We start from the raw sequence: 19,068 nt of genomic DNA on the forward strand, positions 1-19,068 counted from the left end.
TGCCGGACAAACCGGTAGGCCGTATCTAACAGATCGCGGGAGGCGTCCGGCGCTCAAGAAACTTGAGTGTTGGACCGCTTCACGGTCAACGCAGGATGGAAACCCGGTGTGGTTTCCCCTTATGTCCGAGTGTCTTAAGCCCGTGAAGCGCCGTTTTCCCGTCCGGGTGGGACTCCCGGGGTCGAGGTCTCCCTGTCGCGAAGTCTGCCCCCAGGAGCAGGCAAATCCAATCCAGAAAGGAGCGAAAGCCTGGTCATGGGGAGGCCGCTTAACAATAAATGGTACAGTGTATCAGGAATTGTTAAGTTATTTGAACCAGGAAGGCGGCTTGGGCGAACTGATTTCCCCGGCACGTTTACGGGCTGTACTGGGAAAGCATCATTTGTCCCTGCGTAAAAAGCTGGGGCAGAACTTTTTGGTGGATGGTAATATTGTGCGCAAAATTGTAGCCGCCGGAAATCTGACACCGGAAGATGTGGTGGTGGAAATAGGACCGGGGGCGGGTATGCTCACCGCCGCCGTGGCGGCGGCAGCCGGGCGGGTGGTGGCCGTGGAGCTGGACCGGGCCCTTTTGCCCGTGCTGGCGGAAACCCTGGCTGGTTACGACAATGTTCTGGTGGTGCAGGGAGATGCCCTGGAAGTGGACTTCGACCGGCTGGTGGAGGAAGCCGTTGGCGCACCCGTCCGGGAATACAAGGTGATGGCCAACCTTCCCTACTATATCACCACTCCCCTGATCATGCGCCTTTTGCGGGGCGGGTTTCACATTACGGAAATGGTGCTTATGGTCCAGCTGGAAGTGGCGGCCAGGATGGCGGCCCGGCCCGGCACCGGTGATTATGGAGCTTTAAGTGTGGCGGTGCAGTATTACGGCCGGCCGGAGGTGCTTTTTCGCGTGCCCCGGACGGTTTTTTTCCCTGCGCCCGGGGTGGACTCGGCGGTGGTGCGTTTGATCCGGCGCGGGAAACCGGCAGTTACGGTGGAAGATGAGGACCTTTTCTTTACCCTGGTGCGGGGGGCCTTTGGCCAGCGCCGGAAAACCCTGGCCAATGCCCTGGCCGGGGCAAAGGTAATGCCCGGGTGGACCCGGGCCGCATGGGAGGAATTGATCAGGGCGGCGGGGATTGATCCCCGCTGCCGGGGGGAAACCCTGGGCATGCAGGAGTTTGCCTCCCTGGCCAGGGCTGTATCCATCAGGAAAAATGGGGGGCAACCGGATTTGTTTACTTAAAATTAACTTAAAGTCGGCCATAAAGGCAGGTATAATTATTTAAGGTGAGCGGGCTTTCCAATCCACATTGATTTTACAGAAAAGGCGGGCAGAATGAAGATAAACCTCCACCGTGGCGGGCCCGGGGCCGGTTGTTGTTAACTGCTGGAAGCAGGGAGGGGTCGCAGAACTGCCATGTATTTCAACAGTCCAACCAGAGGGAAATTAACCTTTGAGGAAATGATGGCCGATATCATGGGTTATATAACCGGCCTGCCCACCTCCTCCTATAAAGTAATCATCGGGTCCGACTCCCAGGTGAAGCAGGAAACCTGCTTTATCACCGCCGTGATTGTGCACCGCCTGGGTAAGGGAGCCCGCTACTATTACCGTAAAAAAATTCAGCGCAAAATAAAAAGCCTGCGCCAGAAGATTTTTTACGAAACCGCCCTCAGCCTGGAGGTGGGGGGGCTCATCGCCAGGTATTTTGCCGAATGCGGCCTGGATGATTTACAGGTGGAAATTCACATCGACGTGGGCAAACACGGGGAAACCCGGGATTTGATCCGGGAAGTGGTGGGCATGGTGGTGGGCAGCGGGTTTCACGCCAAGATCAAACCCGAGGCCTTCGGTGCTTCCAGCGTGGCCGACAAGCATACCAAGTGATCCGGCCGGTTTCCGCGGGACGTTGGCTACCTTTTGGATGGGGCTTTAAAAAAAACCGGAAAAAATTTTATATTGATAGAAGGAATTATTATTTTTATGACGTATATACTTAATGTGCCTGTTAATCAGGTAAAATCTTTTCAAAAATTTTTCCGGGAGGGAATGTAAATGAATTTAAAAGGTACCCGTACTGAAAAAAACCTGCTGACTGCCTTTGCGGGAGAGTCCCAGGCCAGAAACCGCTATACTTTCTTTGCCAGCCAGGCACGCAAGGAGGGTTATGAGCAAATCGCCGCCATTTTCCAGGAAACGGCAGACAATGAAAAGGAACATGCCAAGCGTCTGTTCAAGTTTCTCCAGGGCGGCGAAGTGGAAGTGACCGCCGCTTTCCCCGCCGGTGTCATTGGAGACACCCTGGCCAACTTAAAGGCCGCCGCCGCCGGGGAGAACTACGAGCATACTACCATGTACCCGGAATTTGCCAGAGTGGCCGAGGAAGAGGGCTTCCCGCAAATAGCCGCCGTGCTGCGGGCCATCGCCCGGGCGGAAGTGGGTCATGAAGAACGCTACCGTAAGCTCGTCGAAAACATTGAAAAGGGCCAGGTCTTTAAGCGGGAGCAGAAGGTGGCCTGGCGGTGCCGCAACTGCGGTTACATCCACGAAGGCACGGAGCCGCCCGCCAACTGCCCGGCCTGCGATCATCCCAGAAGTTACTACGAGCTTCTGTGTGAGTGCTTCTAATAGTCACGTACAATAGCCGAAACCAGACGAATTGGGGTCTGACGAAAAATATTATCAGTGGGTCGGACCCCTTTTGGGTTAAATTTTGTATCCAACGGCCGGCTGCTATTTTTAGAGGAGTTGCCCATGGGAACATTGGTTCCCTCCATAAAGCATGAAAATCTATTTTCAAGGGAGTTGTCTATAGGAACATTTGTTTCCTGTATAAAGGGTGAAAACCGGTTAAACTGACTGGGTAACGTGAATATATGGCTTAAATATGGTAATTTTATGAGGGAGGTGGATTTTTATGTGGTTTTTCCGGGCCAGGGAAATCGTGGAATTTGCCCGGCAGATTGAGCAAAAGGGCCAGCAGTTTTACCAGGCCATGGCCGGTAAAGCGGTCAACGACCGGGTAAAGGAAATAATGCTCTCTTTGGCGGCCGAGGAAAAGGAACACGAAGCCATTTTTACCCGTATGCTGACCGGTCTGGAGGATTACAACCCCCCGGAAACCTATCCCGGGGAGTACGAAGAGTATGTGCGGGCGCTGGTGGAGGGCCATATGTTTAACCGGGAGCCGTCGCCGGAAGTGCTGGCCTGCCGGGCCGGCGGTCCCGGGGAGGCCCTGGATATGGCCATCGGTTTTGAAAAGGATTCCCTGATCTTCTTCTACGAACTGCGCCAGCTGGTGCCGGAGGCGGAAAGGTCCACCGTGGATAAGTTGATCCGGGAGGAGCAAAAACACATCCGCCGGCTGGCCCTGCAAAGGCGGGAGTTGGACCAATAAGGCGCCCCTGGGAGTCTGCCGAACCTTTAAAAAAAGCAGGAAGTGATTGAAACTTTATGATTAATTACCTTTCAGGATGAAAAAATTAAGATGAGGTGAAATGGATTGGAAAAGTGGGTTTGCACCATCTGCGATTATGTGTATGATCCCGCCGCGGGTGATCCCGACAACGGCGTGGCCCCGGGAACAGCCTTCGCGGATCTGCCCGATGACTGGGTTTGCCCCCTTTGCGGCGCCGGGAAGGATGCCTTTGAAAAGCAGGAATAGGCGTCCATGATAAATCTGGCGGTAAAATAGCGTTTCCCGGGGTGCTGGCGGCACCCCGGGAAACCTGTCAGCCCCGGTTACGTGAGGCACACGAGCCGTATTGCCAGTATTCCCTCTTTTTAAGATAAAATTATACCCGGACAAAAGCATTTTCAACCCGCTTTTAGCCGGGTTTTTTCTATTTTTTCTCTTCCTTGTCCGGCCCGGCGTACACGCCCGGTACGCTGCCATAAACGGGACCGGGGTAGCCGGGATAGGGGTAGGTGGGGCCGGGATAGCCCCCCACCAGGCCGCTGTAAGCTATTACCATGTCATTCCAGAATTCCGCCTGGCCCAGCTGGCCCATGGCCAGGTCCAGAATCATCTTGTGCACATGGGGCATGGGGGCATACAGGGCCAGACGGCAGAGCATATAGCACTGGCGGATCTCCATATCCCTGGCTCTCCTGGCCCCTTCCAGCCAGGCATGGTGTACAGAGCTTTCGGTGAAGGATTCGCTGCGGGACCTGGGCGCCGGTCCGGCGTACCCCGGGAAATAATGGTGGAGCCGGCGCAATTTCTCCACATCTTCCCTGTCCTGCTGGGCTATATATTCAATGGTCTTTCTCAAGTGCTCGTTTGGCGCCGTCCGGGCCAGTTCATGATAAAGGGGGGCCTGGGCTTCCTGGGAACTGATGATCCGGTCCAGTAATGCCCGGGGGTCGTGGTAAACACCTCCGTCCATCCAGTCGTCCGCCATGCCTTTAACGGTTGTTTCCGCCATTTTTTAAACCTCCTGCGGGTTATTTCTGGATCTATAATATGCTTTCAGGAATATATTGGTTACGCAGGTATGTGATGAACTAACGATTTCCGGTGCCCCGCCGGCTGGGAATATGTGCGGCCAGTAAATCAAATCTCCTTTCCGGGTGGTATCCCAGGTAAACGTTACCGTTTAAACTGCGCTGCCGGGGCAGGCCCCGGATCAGGTTTAAGGCTTCCAGGCAATCGCCGATGATGGTTTCGGCAATGCGCCGGGCATGGACGGCGTCGCGGAAGGGGGAGCCCAGCTGGCTGTGGGGGATGGTGGCCCCCACCCGGATTTTTAACCCCTTTTTTGCAGCCATGGCCAGTGCCACCGGTGGAACGGCCAGCTCCCGCCAGGGGATGGAGGCCAGGAAACGGCGGGATACGGCGTGGGGGCCGTGGGAAGGGGAGGCCGTTCCAATGGCGCCGGCCAGGCCCAGCGCCCGGTTCAAGTTCAAACGGACGGATAGCAGGTAACCGGCCAGATCGGAAACCCGGGCCAGCTCTTCCGGCGGGTAACAGTTGGTCAGGGCCAGATCCACCCCTTGCTTTTTGACCGCCACCACCAGTTGCTTTAAGGCGGAGCTGATTGGCCCATCCATATCGCCATCCACAAACAGAACCGTTTCCGCCCCCCGTTCCCAGGCCCGGGCCGCCCCCAGCGCCCGGGGCACATCAATGCCCAGGGGTTCGGTAAAAACAAGGGGGTCCTCCAATGTCGCCGGAAGGGTTCTGATGATTTCTTCCGACCCGTCCGTGCAGCCGTTTAACACCGGGATGATCAGATCCACGGGAACGGCCTGCAAATTCTTAATCACCCCTTTCAAAGATGGTGCTTCATTTTTCACTGGAATCACGGCTGTGAGCATGAAAGTCCCCTTTCTGGCATAATTTATACTTTCCGTAAACCATCACCACTCCCGGGGCTTCAAACATAAAATGGAAAAAAAAGAAGCCGGGGAGGAAAAACCGCCATGAAAGAGATCAGGATTGGCGATATTGTGGGACGGATTTCTTACGGCTGCGACGTTTATTTTAAAGTTATCGAACTTTTCCCGGGAGGGGACGGTAAAAAACACGCCCGTTTAAAGGGTCTGGACATGCGCCTGATGGCCACCGCTCCGGTGGAAGACCTGCATAAATTTGAACCGGCCGAGGTGGCCAATTACTGGCACTCTTTTATGACCAAAAACCACGAGCATTTGAAAAGGGTCTTCCAGCGACGGGAGCAGGACCGCCTGCGCCTTTTAAGCAGGGGTGGCAGTACGGTCAATAACTTGAGCAGCTTTGACGTTCCCGGTTCGGTGCTGCACATTGACGGCGACGGCGATTACCTGGATCTATGCCTGACCACCTACCGCCAGCTGGGCATACCGGCCGCCGGCTACCAGATAGATGAGGAAAAACAGCCGGAACGGGTTATGGAATTGCTGCAGAAACACCGTCCCGACATGCTGGTGCTCACCGGGCACGACGGTATTGAAAAGGAAGCCAAAGATTTTACCGATTTAAACAGTTACCACAACTCCCGCTACTTTGTGGAGGCGGTGAAAAAGGCCCGGGAGTACGAAAAAAGCAGGGATGATCTGGTTATCTTTGCCGGCGCCTGCCAGTCCCACTATGAGGCCATTTTACAGGCCGGGGCCAACTTTGCCTCTTCCCCCCAGCGGGTGCTCATTCATGCCTTTGATCCTGTTTTTGTGGTAGAAAAAATTGCCTATACTTCAATATATGATCCAGTCTCCCTAAAAGATATCATATCCGGTACTATTACCGGATTTGACGGTATCGGCGGCATTGATACCCGGGGCAAGCACCGCCTGGGAATCCCCAAGTCTCCTTATTAAGGTCGTTCCGTCACCCCTTCCTTTCTTTGTGCATATGATGGCGCAAGGAAGGAGGGGTTTTATTTATGGAAAAACACCTGCGGGCGTTGCATAAATCCCGGGAAGCCCTCCTCAAGCTGCCCAATGTCGTCGGTGTGGGGGTTGGCTTAAAACAGGTGGGCGGGGAAAGTACCGGGGACTATGCCCTGATCATTTTTGTGGGAAAAAAGATACCCCCGGCCGGATTATCCCGGGCACAGCAGGTACCTCACAGAATAGAAGGCCTGAAGACCGATGTGGTGGAAATTGGGCGGGTCCGGTTGCTGGATCTGCGCACCCGGCGGGAGCGTCCGGCCCGGCCGGGCATGAGCATCGGTCATTACAGGGTTACCGCCGGCACCTTTGGGGCGGTGGTGCGGGACCGGGCCAGCGGCGAAAAATTAATTTTAAGCAACAATCATATCCTGGCCAATGCCACCGACGGCCGGGACGGGCGAGCGGCCGTGGGGGATCCCATACTGCAGCCGGCTCCTTACGATGGGGGAAGGGAAGGGGATCGTATTGCCACCCTGCTGCGCTTTGCCCCTCTGCAGCGCAGTGTCCGGGAAACCGATTGCCCGGCGGCCACGGCGGTGATAAGGATGGCCAATATGCTGGTTCATGCCGTCCGTCCCCATTACGACCTGAAAATGGTCAAACGCCAGCGGGCCGGCAATGCCATTGACGCAGCCCTGGCCCGCCCGGTTAGTCCGGATTTGATTGACGATGATATTCTGGAAGTGGGGCGGGTGAACGCGGTGGCCGGGGTGGCCCCCGGACAGGAGATTATGAAAAGCGGTCGCACCAGCGGTCTTAGCCGGGGCAAGGTGATGGCCGTGGGGGTGACCCTGGAGGTGGAAATCATTGATAATGAAAGGGCCTGGTTTGTGGATCAGGTGGTTACGGACATGGCCTCCAGCCCCGGGGACAGCGGTTCCCTGGTTGTGGACGGGCAGAAAAGGGCGGTGGGGCTTTTATTTGCCGGCTCGGACAAATATACCATTTTCAACCGTATGGAAACGGTTCTTTCCCGCCTGGAGGTGGATATAGAAACGGCGCCAGGGGTGTAACGGGCATGAGGGATGATTTTAGCGGGGATCACCGGATAGCGCTGGTGATGCTGGGGGGAAAAATTCCGGCCATCGGGCCCCGGGTGAAGGTTCGCCGGGAGGCCGTGGTCATAGCCCGCCGTTATATGGAAAAAATAGACCGGATGATTGCCGGTTGCCGTTCTTCTTCCTATCATATTCTATTGCTGCGCCAGCATAACGGCCTTTATACCCTGCGCCTGTGTGGTGATGGGATGTGCATGGAAATTCTGCAGGATGTGGATGAACTGCTCCTCTGGCGGTTTCGCAAAGTGCTCCACCGGGGCCTGTTCATCCTCACCGCCTTCTGTCAGGGGGAGAGGGGGCTGGAATGCCTGGCCGTAACCGAGGGGCTGGGGGCGGTTATCTATACCCCCCGGCAGTCATCTGTTTCCTAAAATGTCCCATGTTCCACAGAAAATGAATTTACAGGCAGCAGGAGAGGAGAGCTGGATCTCCTGCTAATTTTTTGCCGGTTTGCGTCGAAATAGGGGTTTTGCCGTAAAGTGGGTTTTTTGCTACATTAAAGACAAGCACCGGCAACTTCATTACAAAAAGGAGTGTGGTTATGGTTAAAAAACTGCTGGTTCCCCTGTTGAGCATATTGTTTTGCGCGGGGCTTTTTCTTTCTCCCGCTCCGGCCCGGAGTGCTCCATGGCGTGTTTCCAGTTATTTAGACAGTGCGGGAGAGCAAAAAGTTCCCGCCGTGGTCTGGCAATTTAAACCGGCTTCCGCCAACCCGGCCGCCGAAGAGAAACAGGTGGTTTCCCTGGTCAACCAGGAAAGGAGCAAGGCCGGCCGGCCGGTATTGCAGGCCGATGACCGTCTTTTTGCCCTGGCCCGGGAAAGGGCCCGGGAGCTGGCGGAAAAGGGGTATAATTCCAGTTCGCTGGCCCAGGTGCTCAAAACGGCCGGAATAGATTATCTATATGCCGGACAGAGTACCGTGCTGGCCCCGTCGGTGGACAGCGCCCTGAAGGCTTTGACCGGGTCCGCCGCTTCCCGGCAGGAGATGCTCAGTGCCAGGTATGAGCGGATTGGCGCCGGTATAGCCCGGCAGGGAAGCCGCCTGTATATAGTGCAAATCACCACCGGCGGCGGGGATGAGGTCCGGTCCCGGCCGGCACCGAATCCGGAACCGCAACCGGTACCGCAGCCGGAGCCGCAGCCGGTGCCGCAACCCGCACCCCAGCCCGTGAGCGGCCTGACGGCGGACGAGCGGCAAATGGTGGACCTGGTCAACCGAGAGCGGGCAAAGAACGGCCTGCCCCCCCTGAAGGTCAACCCGGATCTGGTGAAGGTAGCCCGGCTGAAGGCAGAGGATATGGTGAAAAACAATTATTTCAGCCACACCTCCCCCACCTACGGCAGCCCCTTTGACATGATGCGCCAGTTCGGCATTTCCTACAGCTATGCGGGGGAAAACCTGGCCGGCGCCCCCACGGTGGAATCGGCCCATACCAACCTGATGAATTCACCGGGACACCGGGCGAATATTTTAAACCCCAATTTTACCCGGATAGGAATTGGGGTGGTAGCGGGTAGTCCCTATGGAAAAATATTTGTTCAGGAATTCATCGGCTAGTCCGTAAAAAATACGGCACTAAAGGGAGACCGAACGTTTCCGAACCGGGAAGCCGTGTACGAGGCCCGCAGGTATGATACCGTGAGCAGGGGGTAGTGCCGCAGATAATTGCTGCGGCACTACCCCCTGCCTGCCCGGAACTCGATTTTCCATTAAAATAGGCGTATGACATATGGAATTTATTAACATAAAAAATAGACTCCTCTCAGGAATCACTATGCGCTACTTGTGATGGCCGTCCCGACAGGTGGCATACCGGAAGTGGTTTTGAGCGCCAGCGGACCGCCGACAGATAAAAGGATGACGGACGTTGTTGGAATAATTACCGGTCTGGTCTGGGAGTCCTGTGTTACATTGAGTTCAAGGTAATCGCTGCCCACTGCGATCAGGGTGCCGGTTACTTCCATAATACTGGTGCCGGCCATACCGGCAACATAAACGGTAACCTGTTGATTCATTAGCTTGTGCAACCGGTCCATAAGCCTCCAGGTTATCATTTCCATGGGGTCTCCGTAATAATTCAACTGGGCATCGGGCATATGTTGACCTCCCTGACTGTAGAGTTTTTTGTATTTTATGAAATACAAGGGGTGAGATGTGCATCTCATATAAAAGAAAAGCTGTCAGTGGAACAGCTTTTCTCAATATATATATGGCTGAAACTAAAAGCTTTCCTCCAGCCAGCCGTAATATTTATGGTCGATGGTTGGCAGGGCCCTCTCACACTCGAGATGTACGGTATCAATAACGACTGTATTGGTATTACCTGCGTTGGGTTCAAACGTAAACCGGACCATTACCAAATGGGCGTCTGGACGTTCAGTGGTATTTACATTTAAAGTGAACTGGGTAAAGCGGTTCAGCGGAATACTGCCGCTGCTCCACGTCTGGCTGGCGCCGTCTACCTGTACCCCGGATCTGTCGAAAACCCGTACATCGGCAGTCAGGTTGAATGTGCTCACCGCTCCTGTGGCCGGGGCGAGTTGTTCGGCCCAGAAAGTAAGCTTTTTAATCCGCGTGGCATAAAGGGCCCAGCCTGCCTCCCTTTCCCCCGTGACCGTTTGGTAGACGGCAGATACGGTAGTCGGACTGCCGGCGCCCAGTTCCGCACCCTGGCCGGTCTGGCCGCCGGCCGGGGCCACCGCTCCAGTAGTCCGCCAGAAAAGCGGGGAATTGCCGACCCATTGATCGAAGCCAGGGTCTGCAAGCTGGCAGCGCCTTGCCGGATAGGGGCAGGCCTGCACATAGATCTGCCGGTATTCAATCACCTTGCCGCGTACGATCAGTACCACAAAGCTACGTACACGGGTTCCCCTGATATGCTCCCAGGTAACATCAAATTTCGGCCGGTGAAGGGTAAAAATTACATTGTCCTCATGTAAAACCGGTTGCGGCCTGACCAGATCAATCAATTCAGAGAAGGTTTCTTCTACGCTGAAGTGTTTTACTTCATCGTTTGCGTTCACGTAATAAATGTCTGTTCGGAATGTCCCGGTGAAGAACACCTTTCTGATAATGGTGATCATACCGCCTTCCCGGTAGCGATACCGGAAGTGATGCCGCCAGTCTTCACCGATTACGGGCCACCAGTGAGAAATCCCTTCGCGGATGAATACCGGTTCGATGAAATATTCAGTAACCCGGCCTTCGATGCGTTCGATTCGCTTGGCGAATTCCGGACAATTGTAATCCTTTACAATTTTTGTGGCCAGCTCTTGCGCATCCAGTACCACCGGTACCCTGAGCAATATGCAGCGTACCGGTTGCTCTTCCTGATAATCGTATTCTATTGGCATATGCTGTCATACCTCCTTAACCTTTTTATTCCGGGCAGCCACCGGGAACAATCGGATGAATGATCTATTTCGGGTCCTCCCAGGACACCTCCTTAATGCTAAAAGACTTTATAAATATATATATTGACCTCCGGAAAAAATGTGCAGAAATTATGGCAGGAATATTTTGGAATAGTTAACCCCCGGTGGGGCAAAGCAATCATTTCCGTCATATTCCAATTTTTCCAGACATCTTTTGCCCGGGCTTTTACCAAATTTCCGCACATTTATTCCGGCGACTCATATATATATTATAGAGCACTTTTTATAGAGCACTTTTGAAAGGAGGAAAGAACGATGGTTGGATCTGCCGTGCCGGTCACAGAAAAATTAAGGGTTAACCAGGTGGTTAGTGAGAACACCCATCAGGTTGTTGTGCGCGGTTCCGCTTCCGTACCTGATCCGAAACCGCCTGTGGAAAAAATCCTTTCTACCGATAAAACGGCCAAAATTAAAAAAATCGAACTGGTACCGAATAAAGCCATTGTAGAAGGAACCCTGACCCTGCAAATCGTTTACGTGGCCTTTGAGCCTGCCCAATCCGTTCACAGCATGCACGCGCAGCTGCCCTTTACCACTTTTGTGGATTTGCCCGGCGCCCAGCCCGGCATGGATACGCGGGGAAAAGTTACGGTGGAAGACATCAGCGTTTCCCCCCATCACGGCAACCCGCTTAAACTGGATGTGGCTGCGGTTTTGAGTGTATTTGTCAAGGTAACCGAGATGCGGGACATCGATGTGGTTACCCAGTGCCCGTCCGGGGCCACCTGCGAGACAGAGCGGCTCACCGTATCCAATGTGGTGGCCAGCGAGACCAGGCAGGTCATTGTCAGCGACGATTTCGATGTGCCGCAGGATAAACCGGCGGTGGAAAAAATTCTGGATGTGAATGCTACGGCGGAAATTACCGGCACCCGGTTAATCAAGGACAAGGTGATCGTGGACGGCACCGTTACCGTACAGGTGTTATATGTGGCCGCCCTGCCCGAACAGCCGGTGCACCAGTTACATCGCTCCTTCCGCTTCAGCGATTTTGTAGAGGTGCCGGGGGCGACACCGGATATGGATGTGCGGGTGGACGCAGTGGTGGAAAATGCTGATGTGGAGCCCCTGCAGGCAGTTTGCTGCAATCGTTTGCGCGCCGATGTGGTGCTGAAATTGACTGCTTTTGTCAGTGAACCGCGGGAAATTACTGTGTTGACCAGGGTATCCGGAATTCAGGTGACCATGGTCAAGCTGCGGATAGATCATGTGGTGGGTGAGGGAGCCGTCCAGGTGGTGCTGCGGGATGTTTTTGAAACACCGGACCCGAAACCGGCAGTAGAAAAAATCCTGAGCACCAGCGTGGAAAAAACCCGTGTTACCGAAACCAAGATCATTAGCGATAAGGTGATCATCCGCGGTTATGTCGATGTCCAGGTGGTTTATGTGGCTGCAGGTTCGGATCAGCCCGTGCACGCCATGCACCGCCGGGTACATTTTCGTACCTTTGTGGAAATTAAGGGCGTCCAGAGCGGCATGGATGTGGAAGTAAGGCCGGTGGTGGAATTTATGACCGCCAGTGCCGAAGGATGCGAGGTTACACTGGAACTGGTGCTCAAGGTGACGGTTAAGGTCAGCCAGTCCCTGCAGCGTGAAGTGGCGATCTCCGTGACGCCTGCTCCGACGCCCACACCCATCTGTCCACCCGGTCAGACGATCAGCTATACGGTGCAGGCAGGAGATACGTTCTGGTCCATTGCGCAAAAATATAATACAGATGTGAATGCGATAATTAATGCCAATCCGGGCAAGACCCCGGAAAATCTACTCCCGGGTGATGTGATTAGCGTGCCGTGTGTGGCTAAAGGATAACATAATATAAGGATAACATAATAAAGAGGTGAAACCGGCCAGCTCGAAATCGGCCACCGGTATTAAATCAAGCAGGTATGGGGTCCGGCCGGCGGCCACTATTGACATCTGTCTAGAAAGAGCTGTTCAGCGAACAGCTTTTCTTTTTTATGACTCTCACTATACTTACCGGGGAGGGAGCGGTTTGTTTATCAACTTGGGTAAGTTGATGCAGCAACTGGAAGAATTGCAGCAGGAGGCATTAAAAATCAGTGTGGATATTAAAAAATACGACGGTACCATACACCTGGTTATGAACGGACTGCAGCAGGTTCAGGAAATAAAATTCGGCCAGGGCGCGGAGGCGCTCTGGCGCCAGGGACAGCTGGCGGCAGCAATTAAGGAAGCTTTTAACGAGGGCGTGCTGGAATCCCGTCGCCTGCTCAAGGATGAAGTTAGCCGCCGGACGGGGATTAACCTGCCCCATATCCCGGGGCTGTTTTAACATGAAAATCTTCTTTAGCAACATTTTCATTTGTAAATTGTTTTCAAAGGTTAAGTTCAAAAAATCATGGTCGTTAGGAGGGGGTCCGTTTGGAAGACAAGGGACAAACCCAGGGATTGGAGGGTACCCTGTTTCATTTGCTGGAACATGGCGGTCGGGGTGGCGACCCCATGATATTGCTCAGCCTGGTCAATTTAATGGGGTTGATTAATCTGATCGGCCACCGGATGGGGGTGGATATGGGATCTCTGGTCACGGGGGTTTCCGGTGAAAAGGAGAGCGGGAAGGGTTTCCCGTCCCGTCCCGTTCCCAGGGAGATTCCCCCTCCCCTGGCGGGATTGCTGGGCAGCCTGCTCGGTGCCCCGGGGGCAACCGGCGGCACTGCGGGCCCTCCTCCGGTGGGATCGCCACCCGGACCGGAAGGGAAAAAAGGTTAAAAAAGGGGTTCCAGGCGAACCCCTTTTTTCTTAAATGGCCGGTTTTTCCGGCAGTTTGACGTCCGGGAAATGTACTTCCGCCGGCGGCGCCGGATCGACCTTTGGCGGGGCCGGGGGTGGCCACGGGGTGGTATAATCAGGGCTACCGGCCCCTCCAGAGGCTGCCATTTGCATCATGGTGGCATGGAGTGCATCCAGACCCGTGCGCATGGTTTGTAATGCGTTCTGGGTGGCTTCAAGAAAGGAAACCAGCTGGCTCAACCGGCTCTCCATGTCGGGACGAGAGGATAGCAGCAACAGCAGCGGGATCATGGCCGGGTTATACGGTCCTCCCTGGGGCTCAGACACCTTTTAAACCTCCCTTCACAAACCTTATAATCCATATTTATGTGGTAGAGGGATAATATGTTACAGCGGGGTATTGCCGTCTAAACCGGTGCCTTTTTCCCGCCGGCTGCATGGGTTTTTCCGTGGATTAGTCGGGAGGCTGTATGCTGGCATGCAGGGTTCGCATTCCGCTGCGGAAAGTGCGTACTGATTGCCGTGTGGTCTGCAGCAGCGAGTTCAGCATGGATAGTTTTTCCTCCACATTGGGCTGGCTGGAGAGAACAAGCAGGATAAAGATTAAAAAAAGGGTAAAGGGGTTGTAGGGCTGAAGCACCTCGTCATCGGCCACTTTCATTCCTCCTTTCCGGCAAGCCTTTTTCTAAGTTATACTACGTGATGGGGGACTTTCCGGTGACAGCAACTTTTGCCCGGCCGGTGAATATACATAGCGGTAGACGAAAGGAGGGGGTTTATGTGGCGGGGGACGAGATTAAAGGACACCACCTGGAGCAGGTGCTCTTTTCTTTGCTGGATTACCAGTCCCGTCAGGGCGCGGATAACAGTGATACCATGCTCATGCTTGGTCTTTTAAACCTGCTGGGCATTGTCAGTCTGATGAATAAACAGGCCGGCACCGGCGGGGTGTCCCAGGCCGGGGCCGGGGGTATGAATCCCATGCTGCAAACCCTGCTGCAGATGATGATGGCGGGAGGGGGACAGCCGCCGGCGGAAGGTACCGGTCCCGGATTTCCCATGAATCCGGCCCTTTTGATGAGTTTAATGAACCAAAAACCCGGCCAGGGGCCCGATCCGGCCCTGCTGCTCACCCTGCTCGGCAGTATGATGGGGCCGAAGCCCTCCGGCCCGCCTCCCCGCCCTCCGGCGCCGCCGCCCGGAAAACAGGAAGTGCCGGTGGTGCCGGTACCCGTGCGTCCCGGTAGCGAACAAAAACAGACCCCTTTCCCCAGGCCGGTCACCAAATGGGGTGCCCGGTTGGAGAGTGAAAAGAAGGCCTGATGTTAAAGATTTGTTTGCTGACTTTCGCGGCCGTCCCTTTTTGGGGACGGCCGCACATATTTTTAACCGGAATGAAGATAATTAACAGCAAGAAGACCACCCGGTTAAGGAGGTTTTACCAGTGGCTGGTTCTATGACCACTACTTTTCGGGTTGGCGGTTTGCAGGACGATCAGGGAAGAAAAGAAATCGAACACAACCTGATCCAGATCGACGGGGTGGAGGAGGTGCGCGTTTCCCTGGAAGATGGTACGGTGGACGTGCGGTACGATCCGGAGGTAATCCGCCGGGAATATCTGGAGCGCACTTTGAATTCCCTGGGTTATTCCCCCTATGTTCGTTAGGTGTGTCAGTGTGTCAGGGGACTGTGTCAGGGGACGGTTCTCTGACACGTTTTTTCCCTGCAGTGCCAGGGGACGGTTAACACAGGGTTCCTGCAGAGAAATCATTTTTACTTTTTTTAAGGAGTTGCCCATGGGAACGTTCGTTTTCTTCATAAAGCATGAAAATCTATTTTTTGAGGAGGCGGTCCTTTGAGTGTCCGGTTGCTGGCCCTGGTCATCGCCGCCCTGTCCGGTGTAATCATGGCCGTACAGGGGTCTCTGGACGCCGCCCTGGGTAAAATCATCGGCCTTTTAGAAACCACCTTTGTGGTGCACCTGGTGGGCCTGGTGGTGGTGGCTGTGCTCCTTTTCGGCCTGCGCCTGGGGGACGGCCAGCTGGCCAACTACGCCCAGGCCCCCTGGTACTATTACCTGGGGGGTGTGCTGGGGGTTTTGATTATCTACGGGGTGGTGCGCAGCATACCAAAGGTGGGCGTGGCCCCGGCCACCACCGCCATTATCGTCGGGCAGGTGCTCACCGCCAGTCTCATCGACCACCTGGGCCTCTTCGGTCTGGAGAAGCTCCCCTTCACCTGGTACCGCCTGCTGGGCACCCTGCTCATGGCCGGCGGCGCCTGGATGCTGTTGAAGAAGTGAGTTAAGGACCGGCCGGTATCTGACTTCATTTGCAACTGGTCGGGGTTAAAGGAACAGGTTCAGCCAGACCACCAGGAGCGTCCCACCGAGCAAACCCAGGCGGGCCAGGGGAGGGTGCAGGCGGTGGGACTCGGGCCAGAGCTGGGCGGCCACAATATAGCCCATGGCCCCGGCGGCCATGGCCAGCAGGGAAGGGAGAAAAACCGGCGAGGCCTGGAGCAGCAGCATGCCCAGCCAGCAGCCGAAGGGGGTGACCAGGCTGACCAGGCCGTTTAAGGCCAGCACCTGTCCCGGCGCGAGCCCCCCGGCCGACAGGGGGGCGGCGGTGGCCATGCCTTCGGGGATGTTGTGCAGGGCGATGGCCAGGGCCAGCAGGGGGCCCAGCCGGGACGGCTCGCCAAAGCCGGCGGCGATGGCCAGCCCCTCGGGCAGGTCGTGCAGGGCAATGCCGGCGGCAATGAGGTAGCCCATTTTCAAATAACGGTAGCCCACCCCGGGGACGGGTTGGTCCTTATTTAAGCAAAGATCCAGGGCAGCCATGAACAAGAGGCCGGCGGCAAACCCCGGCAGTGCCCGGGACAATCCCCCGGCGTTTAAAGATGCGGGGAGCAGGTCCAGCACCACCACCGCCAGCATCACTCCCGCCGCCAGCCCCAGGAAAAAGGCAAAGGACCGCCGCCCCGGGCGGCCCCAGACCAGTACCAGCACAGCCCCCAGGCAGGTGCTCAAGCCGGCCAGCAGGGCCATGAAAAGAATACCACCCAAAATATTCACCTGCCGGAAATGCAACTGGTAAATTATATTAATTCCGGCAGGTGATTAGCACTTTATGGAAGACAGGTTCTCCGGGACAAAAACGCCCGCTGTCAGAAAACCGGCGTATTCAGGGGCGCTAAGAAAGGGGCTCCGCGTTGCTGTCTTATAGCTGTAATATTGTCTCAGGATTTATTGGTTTATCTGAACCAATCGTGTAACGCGAACCTTGCGCACTAGAGGACTAAGTGTTAAGCAAATCTTTTTTGGGCCGATTAGTGCGATGCCGCAACAGGTGGTGCTGGGAAAGCAGGGGGAGATGGGCCTGGTCTATGACGGGGGGTACGGTGGTAACACGATCCGCCCTTACTTCATCCTGTACCGCTTAGAGGACGGCAGGTACAGGGAGATCTGGCGCTCTCCTGACTGCGCCCCCTGGCGCGACCAGGATGCCCGGATCACCTTCCCCGACGGCACCCCGGACAAGATCGTCATCGAGGGCTCGGGCTGGCTTTCGGCCTGTGTGCTGGATAATATCTTCGAGGAACCCCACGCCGGACCGCACGGGTGCTAAGCTACACCTGGGAACGCCGGGGAGATAACTACGTGGTTACGGCCTGGGACCAGCCCAGTGATACCCCGTACAATGCCCTGTGAACTTCATGTACGGCCTGATCGTTGGGGATGAGGAGGGCGCCCTGCGTTTTGCGGAGGGACGGGTGGTCCTCGTCCAGGCCCGGGCCTGCGGTTTTAAGCCGACCCCGGACAGCGTGGGGGGGGTAGCCGCGCCCACCAGGGCTGGGCGGTTGAGAGGTCCGACCCTCAGGATTGCTGGTACAAGCCGGACCCGTCCCGGCCCTGTGCCATCACGGTGAGGCAGGGGAATATAATGAACTGGTCCCGCGCCCGTCTTTTCGGGGGGCCGGAAAGCCGATCGCAAAGGTGGCTGGTCACCCTGGCCAGCGTTGACGGGCACTGGAAGGTGAGGAGTATCACCAGTGAGTAGCCGGCCGTGGCAAACCAGCAAATAGAGGACGGGCGGGGAAAAATCAGCTGGCCGCAAAACCCCTAAAATGTTATAATTAACTTAAAAACGGAGAACGAAACATGGCCCAGGAATTCGATCTTGTTATTAAGGCGCTGGTCGAACGATACCCGACTCACTTCGTTCAGTTAGTGCGCGGCATACCTGTTGATAAGGTGGATCGCCTGGAAAAAGAAACGGTAGCCGTCAAGCGGGATTCGGACATTCTTTTTAGGATCAGCGAGAACGGCTACGAATACATAATGATCCTGGAAGCCCAGACGCGCATCGACCGGGAGATGCCCCGGCGGCTGCTGGAATACACCGCCATGCAGCACCGGGAATATAATAAACCTGTTTACCCGGTGGTGCTCAACCTGACCGGCCGGCCGCAGGAAGACAGTTATGGTTTCGACTGCCTGGATCTCACCGTGGTGTCGTTCAGTTACCGGTTAATCAACCTGGCGGACCTGCCCGGGGAAGATGTTTTAAAGCACGGCCCGGTGGGAATTATTCCTTTGGTGCCGTTAATGCGCCACCGTCTGACGGATGAGGAAGTGCTTGTTCAATGCGCCAGGCGCATAGAAGAAGTGCCTGTCCAGTGGCAACCGGACCTGTATCTTGGCCTGGCGCTGTTTTCATCGCTTTGCTTCGCCAGGGAGATTATCTTGAAAGTAATTGAGGTGAGCAAAATGGAAGCATCTCCGCTGTTTGACGGTATTCGGGAGAAATGGATTGACCAGGGGGAACAGCGAGGTCTGCAAAAAGGTTTGCGGGAAGATCGTGTGGAAGCTATTCTGGAAGCCCTGGAAGAAAACACAGGCATTTACCCTGATCACTTAGCGGAAAAGTTACGGTCAATTCAGGACATGGGTGTTCTTAAAACGCTTTTCCGCCGTGCCGTAAAGGCAAAGAGTTTAGAAGAATTCATGTCTGCACTCGACGGCGAGGAAGGACAGACAAATTAGAGCGCTTCGAGGCAAATCAACCCAGGGCTGAAAGCTCATGGGGTTTCACGCAGGACCACGTCAAAGTCGCCGCTGGCATCTATAGCCCACCGCCAGCATCACTCCCGCCGCCAGCCCCAGGAAAAAGGCAAAGGACCGCCGCCCCGGGCGGCCCCAGACCAGTACCAGCACAGCCCCCAGGCAGGTGCTCAAGCCGGCCAGCAGGGCCATGAAAAGAATACCACCCAAAATATTCACCTGCCGGAAATGCAACTGGTAAATTATATTAATTCCGGCAGGTGATTAGCACTTTATGGAAGACAGGTTCTCCGGGACAAAAACGCCCGCTGTCAGAAAACCGGCGTATTCAGGGGCGCTAAGAAAGGGGCTCCGCGTTGCTGTCTTATAGCTGCTAAGGTTAAAGCCAAAGTTTT

The 19,068-nt window shown here is 55.4% G+C and carries 25 protein-coding genes; 17 read left to right on the plus strand and 8 right to left on the minus strand.

Going from position 1 to position 19,068, the window contains the following annotated elements; translation table 11 throughout:
- The first annotated feature begins 328 nt into the window (after nt 1-328).
- The 5 genes from rsmA (at nt 329) to rd (ending at nt 3,653) form a co-directional block, all read left to right on the plus strand.
- Nucleotides 329-1,231 (plus strand): 16S rRNA (adenine(1518)-N(6)/adenine(1519)-N(6))-dimethyltransferase RsmA, encoded by a 903-nt coding sequence (gene rsmA / locus GFC01_RS13430; RefSeq protein ID WP_152947688.1) that lies wholly within the window; start codon nt 329-331, stop codon nt 1,229-1,231.
- A 174-nt stretch (nt 1,232-1,405) separates the two neighbouring features.
- Nucleotides 1,406-1,876, plus strand: coding sequence for a ribonuclease H-like YkuK family protein (locus GFC01_RS13435; protein ID WP_152947689.1), 471 nt, complete (start codon nt 1,406-1,408; stop codon nt 1,874-1,876).
- A 168-nt stretch (nt 1,877-2,044) separates the two neighbouring features.
- Nucleotides 2,045-2,617 (plus strand): rubrerythrin, encoded by a 573-nt coding sequence (rbr, locus tag GFC01_RS13440; RefSeq protein ID WP_152947690.1) that lies wholly within the window; start codon nt 2,045-2,047, stop codon nt 2,615-2,617.
- Between the two features lie 289 nt (nt 2,618-2,906).
- Nucleotides 2,907-3,386, plus strand: coding sequence for a ferritin-like domain-containing protein (locus GFC01_RS13445; protein WP_152947691.1), 480 nt, complete (start codon nt 2,907-2,909; stop codon nt 3,384-3,386).
- A gap of 105 nt (nt 3,387-3,491) precedes the next feature.
- A complete protein-coding gene (gene rd, locus GFC01_RS13450) occupies nt 3,492-3,653 on the plus strand; it encodes a rubredoxin (RefSeq protein ID WP_152947692.1) in 162 nt (53 codons plus the stop codon).
- A gap of 178 nt (nt 3,654-3,831) precedes the next feature.
- Here rd and GFC01_RS13455 read toward each other — a convergent pair whose 3' ends face one another.
- Both GFC01_RS13455 and GFC01_RS13460 read right to left on the minus strand, forming a co-directional pair.
- Nucleotides 3,832-4,416, minus strand: a complete 585-nt coding sequence (locus tag GFC01_RS13455) for a hypothetical protein (protein WP_152947693.1) — start codon at nt 4,414-4,416, stop codon at nt 3,832-3,834.
- Between the two features lie 79 nt (nt 4,417-4,495).
- The gene (locus GFC01_RS13460; protein WP_152947694.1) at nt 4,496-5,308 is read right to left on the minus strand and encodes a glycosyltransferase family 2 protein; all 813 of its coding nucleotides are present in this window, start codon (nt 5,306-5,308) and stop codon (nt 4,496-4,498) included.
- A 105-nt stretch (nt 5,309-5,413) separates the two neighbouring features.
- Here GFC01_RS13460 and yabG point away from each other — a divergent pair, with 105 nt between their 5' ends.
- The 4 genes from yabG to GFC01_RS13480 all read left to right on the plus strand — a co-directional run bounded on the left by yabG (nt 5,414) and on the right by GFC01_RS13480 (nt 8,977).
- A complete protein-coding gene (gene yabG / locus GFC01_RS13465; RefSeq protein ID WP_152947695.1) occupies nt 5,414-6,286 on the plus strand; it encodes a sporulation peptidase YabG in 873 nt (290 codons plus the stop codon).
- A gap of 65 nt (nt 6,287-6,351) precedes the next feature.
- On the plus strand, nt 6,352-7,374 hold the full coding sequence (locus GFC01_RS13470; RefSeq protein WP_152947696.1) for a chymotrypsin family serine protease: 1,023 nt from the start codon (nt 6,352-6,354) through the stop codon (nt 7,372-7,374).
- Nucleotides 7,375-7,379: 5 nt separating this feature from the next.
- Nucleotides 7,380-7,790, plus strand: a complete 411-nt coding sequence (locus GFC01_RS13475) for a hypothetical protein (protein WP_152947697.1) — start codon at nt 7,380-7,382, stop codon at nt 7,788-7,790.
- A gap of 170 nt (nt 7,791-7,960) precedes the next feature.
- Nucleotides 7,961-8,977 carry a CAP domain-containing protein gene (locus GFC01_RS13480; RefSeq protein ID WP_152947698.1) on the plus strand — a complete coding sequence of 339 codons (1,017 nt, stop codon included), beginning with the start codon at nt 7,961-7,963 and terminating at the stop codon, nt 8,975-8,977.
- Nucleotides 8,978-9,192: 215 nt separating this feature from the next.
- Here GFC01_RS13480 and GFC01_RS13485 read toward each other — a convergent pair whose 3' ends face one another.
- Together GFC01_RS13485 and GFC01_RS13490 are read right to left on the minus strand one after the other, a co-directional pair.
- Entirely contained in the window at nt 9,193-9,516 is a 324-nt protein-coding gene (locus GFC01_RS13485) for a hypothetical protein (protein WP_152947699.1), read from the minus strand.
- A gap of 123 nt (nt 9,517-9,639) precedes the next feature.
- Nucleotides 9,640-10,773, minus strand: a complete 1,134-nt coding sequence (locus GFC01_RS13490; RefSeq protein WP_152947700.1) for a hypothetical protein — start codon at nt 10,771-10,773, stop codon at nt 9,640-9,642.
- 336 nt (nt 10,774-11,109) lie between these two features.
- Between GFC01_RS13490 and GFC01_RS13495 the strand changes: the two genes are divergently transcribed.
- The 3 genes from GFC01_RS13495 to GFC01_RS13505 all read left to right on the plus strand — a co-directional run bounded on the left by GFC01_RS13495 (nt 11,110) and on the right by GFC01_RS13505 (nt 13,587).
- A complete protein-coding gene (locus GFC01_RS13495) occupies nt 11,110-12,666 on the plus strand; it encodes a DUF3794 and LysM peptidoglycan-binding domain-containing protein (protein ID WP_152947701.1) in 1,557 nt (518 codons plus the stop codon).
- 184 nt (nt 12,667-12,850) lie between these two features.
- Nucleotides 12,851-13,150: a YbaB/EbfC family nucleoid-associated protein gene (locus GFC01_RS13500; protein WP_152947702.1), complete on the plus strand. Its 300-nt coding sequence runs from the start codon at nt 12,851-12,853 to the stop codon at nt 13,148-13,150.
- A gap of 89 nt (nt 13,151-13,239) precedes the next feature.
- A complete protein-coding gene (locus tag GFC01_RS13505) occupies nt 13,240-13,587 on the plus strand; it encodes a hypothetical protein (RefSeq protein ID WP_152947703.1) in 348 nt (115 codons plus the stop codon).
- 30 nt (nt 13,588-13,617) lie between these two features.
- Here GFC01_RS13505 and GFC01_RS13510 read toward each other — a convergent pair whose 3' ends face one another.
- Both GFC01_RS13510 and GFC01_RS13515 read right to left on the minus strand, forming a co-directional pair.
- Nucleotides 13,618-13,935, minus strand: a complete 318-nt coding sequence (locus GFC01_RS13510) for a hypothetical protein (RefSeq protein WP_152947704.1) — start codon at nt 13,933-13,935, stop codon at nt 13,618-13,620.
- Nucleotides 13,936-14,062: 127 nt separating this feature from the next.
- Nucleotides 14,063-14,263, minus strand: a complete 201-nt coding sequence (locus tag GFC01_RS13515) for a hypothetical protein (protein ID WP_152947705.1) — start codon at nt 14,261-14,263, stop codon at nt 14,063-14,065.
- Nucleotides 14,264-14,325: 62 nt separating this feature from the next.
- Here GFC01_RS13515 and GFC01_RS13520 point away from each other — a divergent pair, with 62 nt between their 5' ends.
- The 3 genes from GFC01_RS13520 to GFC01_RS13530 all read left to right on the plus strand — a co-directional run bounded on the left by GFC01_RS13520 (nt 14,326) and on the right by GFC01_RS13530 (nt 15,910).
- Nucleotides 14,326-14,931 carry a hypothetical protein gene (locus GFC01_RS13520; RefSeq protein WP_152947706.1) on the plus strand — a complete coding sequence of 202 codons (606 nt, stop codon included), beginning with the start codon at nt 14,326-14,328 and terminating at the stop codon, nt 14,929-14,931.
- A gap of 121 nt (nt 14,932-15,052) precedes the next feature.
- On the plus strand, nt 15,053-15,274 hold the full coding sequence (locus GFC01_RS13525) for a heavy-metal-associated domain-containing protein (RefSeq protein ID WP_341473986.1): 222 nt from the start codon (nt 15,053-15,055) through the stop codon (nt 15,272-15,274).
- Between the two features lie 189 nt (nt 15,275-15,463).
- Nucleotides 15,464-15,910: a DMT family transporter gene (locus GFC01_RS13530; protein WP_152947707.1), complete on the plus strand. Its 447-nt coding sequence runs from the start codon at nt 15,464-15,466 to the stop codon at nt 15,908-15,910.
- 45 nt (nt 15,911-15,955) lie between these two features.
- Here the strand turns inward: GFC01_RS13530 and GFC01_RS13535 are convergent, their stop codons facing one another.
- Nucleotides 15,956-16,684 (minus strand): ZIP family metal transporter, encoded by a 729-nt coding sequence (locus tag GFC01_RS13535; RefSeq protein ID WP_341473987.1) that lies wholly within the window; start codon nt 16,682-16,684, stop codon nt 15,956-15,958.
- Nucleotides 16,685-16,946: 262 nt separating this feature from the next.
- Between GFC01_RS13535 and GFC01_RS13540 the strand changes: the two genes are divergently transcribed.
- Both GFC01_RS13540 and GFC01_RS13545 read left to right on the plus strand, forming a co-directional pair.
- Complete coding sequence (locus GFC01_RS13540) at nt 16,947-17,237, plus strand: hypothetical protein (protein WP_152947708.1); 291 nt, start codon at nt 16,947-16,949, stop codon at nt 17,235-17,237.
- A 533-nt stretch (nt 17,238-17,770) separates the two neighbouring features.
- Nucleotides 17,771-18,655: an RpnC/YadD family protein gene (locus GFC01_RS13545; RefSeq protein WP_152947709.1), complete on the plus strand. Its 885-nt coding sequence runs from the start codon at nt 17,771-17,773 to the stop codon at nt 18,653-18,655.
- A 60-nt stretch (nt 18,656-18,715) separates the two neighbouring features.
- On the opposite strand, the gene GFC01_RS13550 is transcribed toward GFC01_RS13545, so the two are convergent.
- A complete protein-coding gene (locus GFC01_RS13550) occupies nt 18,716-18,883 on the minus strand; it encodes a hypothetical protein (protein ID WP_194174951.1) in 168 nt (55 codons plus the stop codon).
- Nucleotides 18,884-19,068 lie beyond the last annotated feature (185 nt).

Origin of the sequence: Desulfofundulus thermobenzoicus (assembly GCF_009428905.1) — a bacterium.
Taxonomy (GTDB): domain Bacteria; phylum Bacillota; class Desulfotomaculia; order Desulfotomaculales; family Desulfovirgulaceae; genus Desulfofundulus_A; species Desulfofundulus_A thermobenzoicus.

What these genes read in the sequence shown, in the direction of transcription:
- rbr (WP_152947690.1), top strand. Translation starts at nt 2,045, where the DNA reads ATGAATTTAAAAGGTACCCGTACTGAAAAAAACCTGCTGACTGCCTTT.
- GFC01_RS13545 (WP_152947709.1), top strand. Translation starts at nt 17,771, where the DNA reads ATGGCCCAGGAATTCGATCTTGTTATTAAGGCGCTGGTCGAACGATAC.
- GFC01_RS13475 (WP_152947697.1), top strand. Translation starts at nt 7,380, where the DNA reads ATGAGGGATGATTTTAGCGGGGATCACCGGATAGCGCTGGTGATGCTG.
- GFC01_RS13445 (WP_152947691.1), top strand. Translation starts at nt 2,907, where the DNA reads ATGTGGTTTTTCCGGGCCAGGGAAATCGTGGAATTTGCCCGGCAGATT.
- GFC01_RS13470 (WP_152947696.1), top strand. Translation starts at nt 6,352, where the DNA reads ATGGAAAAACACCTGCGGGCGTTGCATAAATCCCGGGAAGCCCTCCTC.
- GFC01_RS13435 (WP_152947689.1), top strand. Translation starts at nt 1,406, where the DNA reads ATGTATTTCAACAGTCCAACCAGAGGGAAATTAACCTTTGAGGAAATG.
- yabG (WP_152947695.1), top strand. Translation starts at nt 5,414, where the DNA reads ATGAAAGAGATCAGGATTGGCGATATTGTGGGACGGATTTCTTACGGC.
- GFC01_RS13490 (WP_152947700.1), bottom strand. Translation starts at nt 10,773, where the DNA reads ATGCCAATAGAATACGATTATCAGGAAGAGCAACCGGTACGCTGCATA.
- GFC01_RS13480 (WP_152947698.1), top strand. Translation starts at nt 7,961, where the DNA reads ATGGTTAAAAAACTGCTGGTTCCCCTGTTGAGCATATTGTTTTGCGCG.
- GFC01_RS13485 (WP_152947699.1), bottom strand. Translation starts at nt 9,516, where the DNA reads ATGCCCGATGCCCAGTTGAATTATTACGGAGACCCCATGGAAATGATA.
- GFC01_RS13495 (WP_152947701.1), top strand. Translation starts at nt 11,110, where the DNA reads ATGGTTGGATCTGCCGTGCCGGTCACAGAAAAATTAAGGGTTAACCAG.
- GFC01_RS13540 (WP_152947708.1), top strand. Translation starts at nt 16,947, where the DNA reads ATGCCGCAACAGGTGGTGCTGGGAAAGCAGGGGGAGATGGGCCTGGTC.
- GFC01_RS13455 (WP_152947693.1), bottom strand. Translation starts at nt 4,416, where the DNA reads ATGGCGGAAACAACCGTTAAAGGCATGGCGGACGACTGGATGGACGGA.
- GFC01_RS13460 (WP_152947694.1), bottom strand. Translation starts at nt 5,308, where the DNA reads ATGCTCACAGCCGTGATTCCAGTGAAAAATGAAGCACCATCTTTGAAA.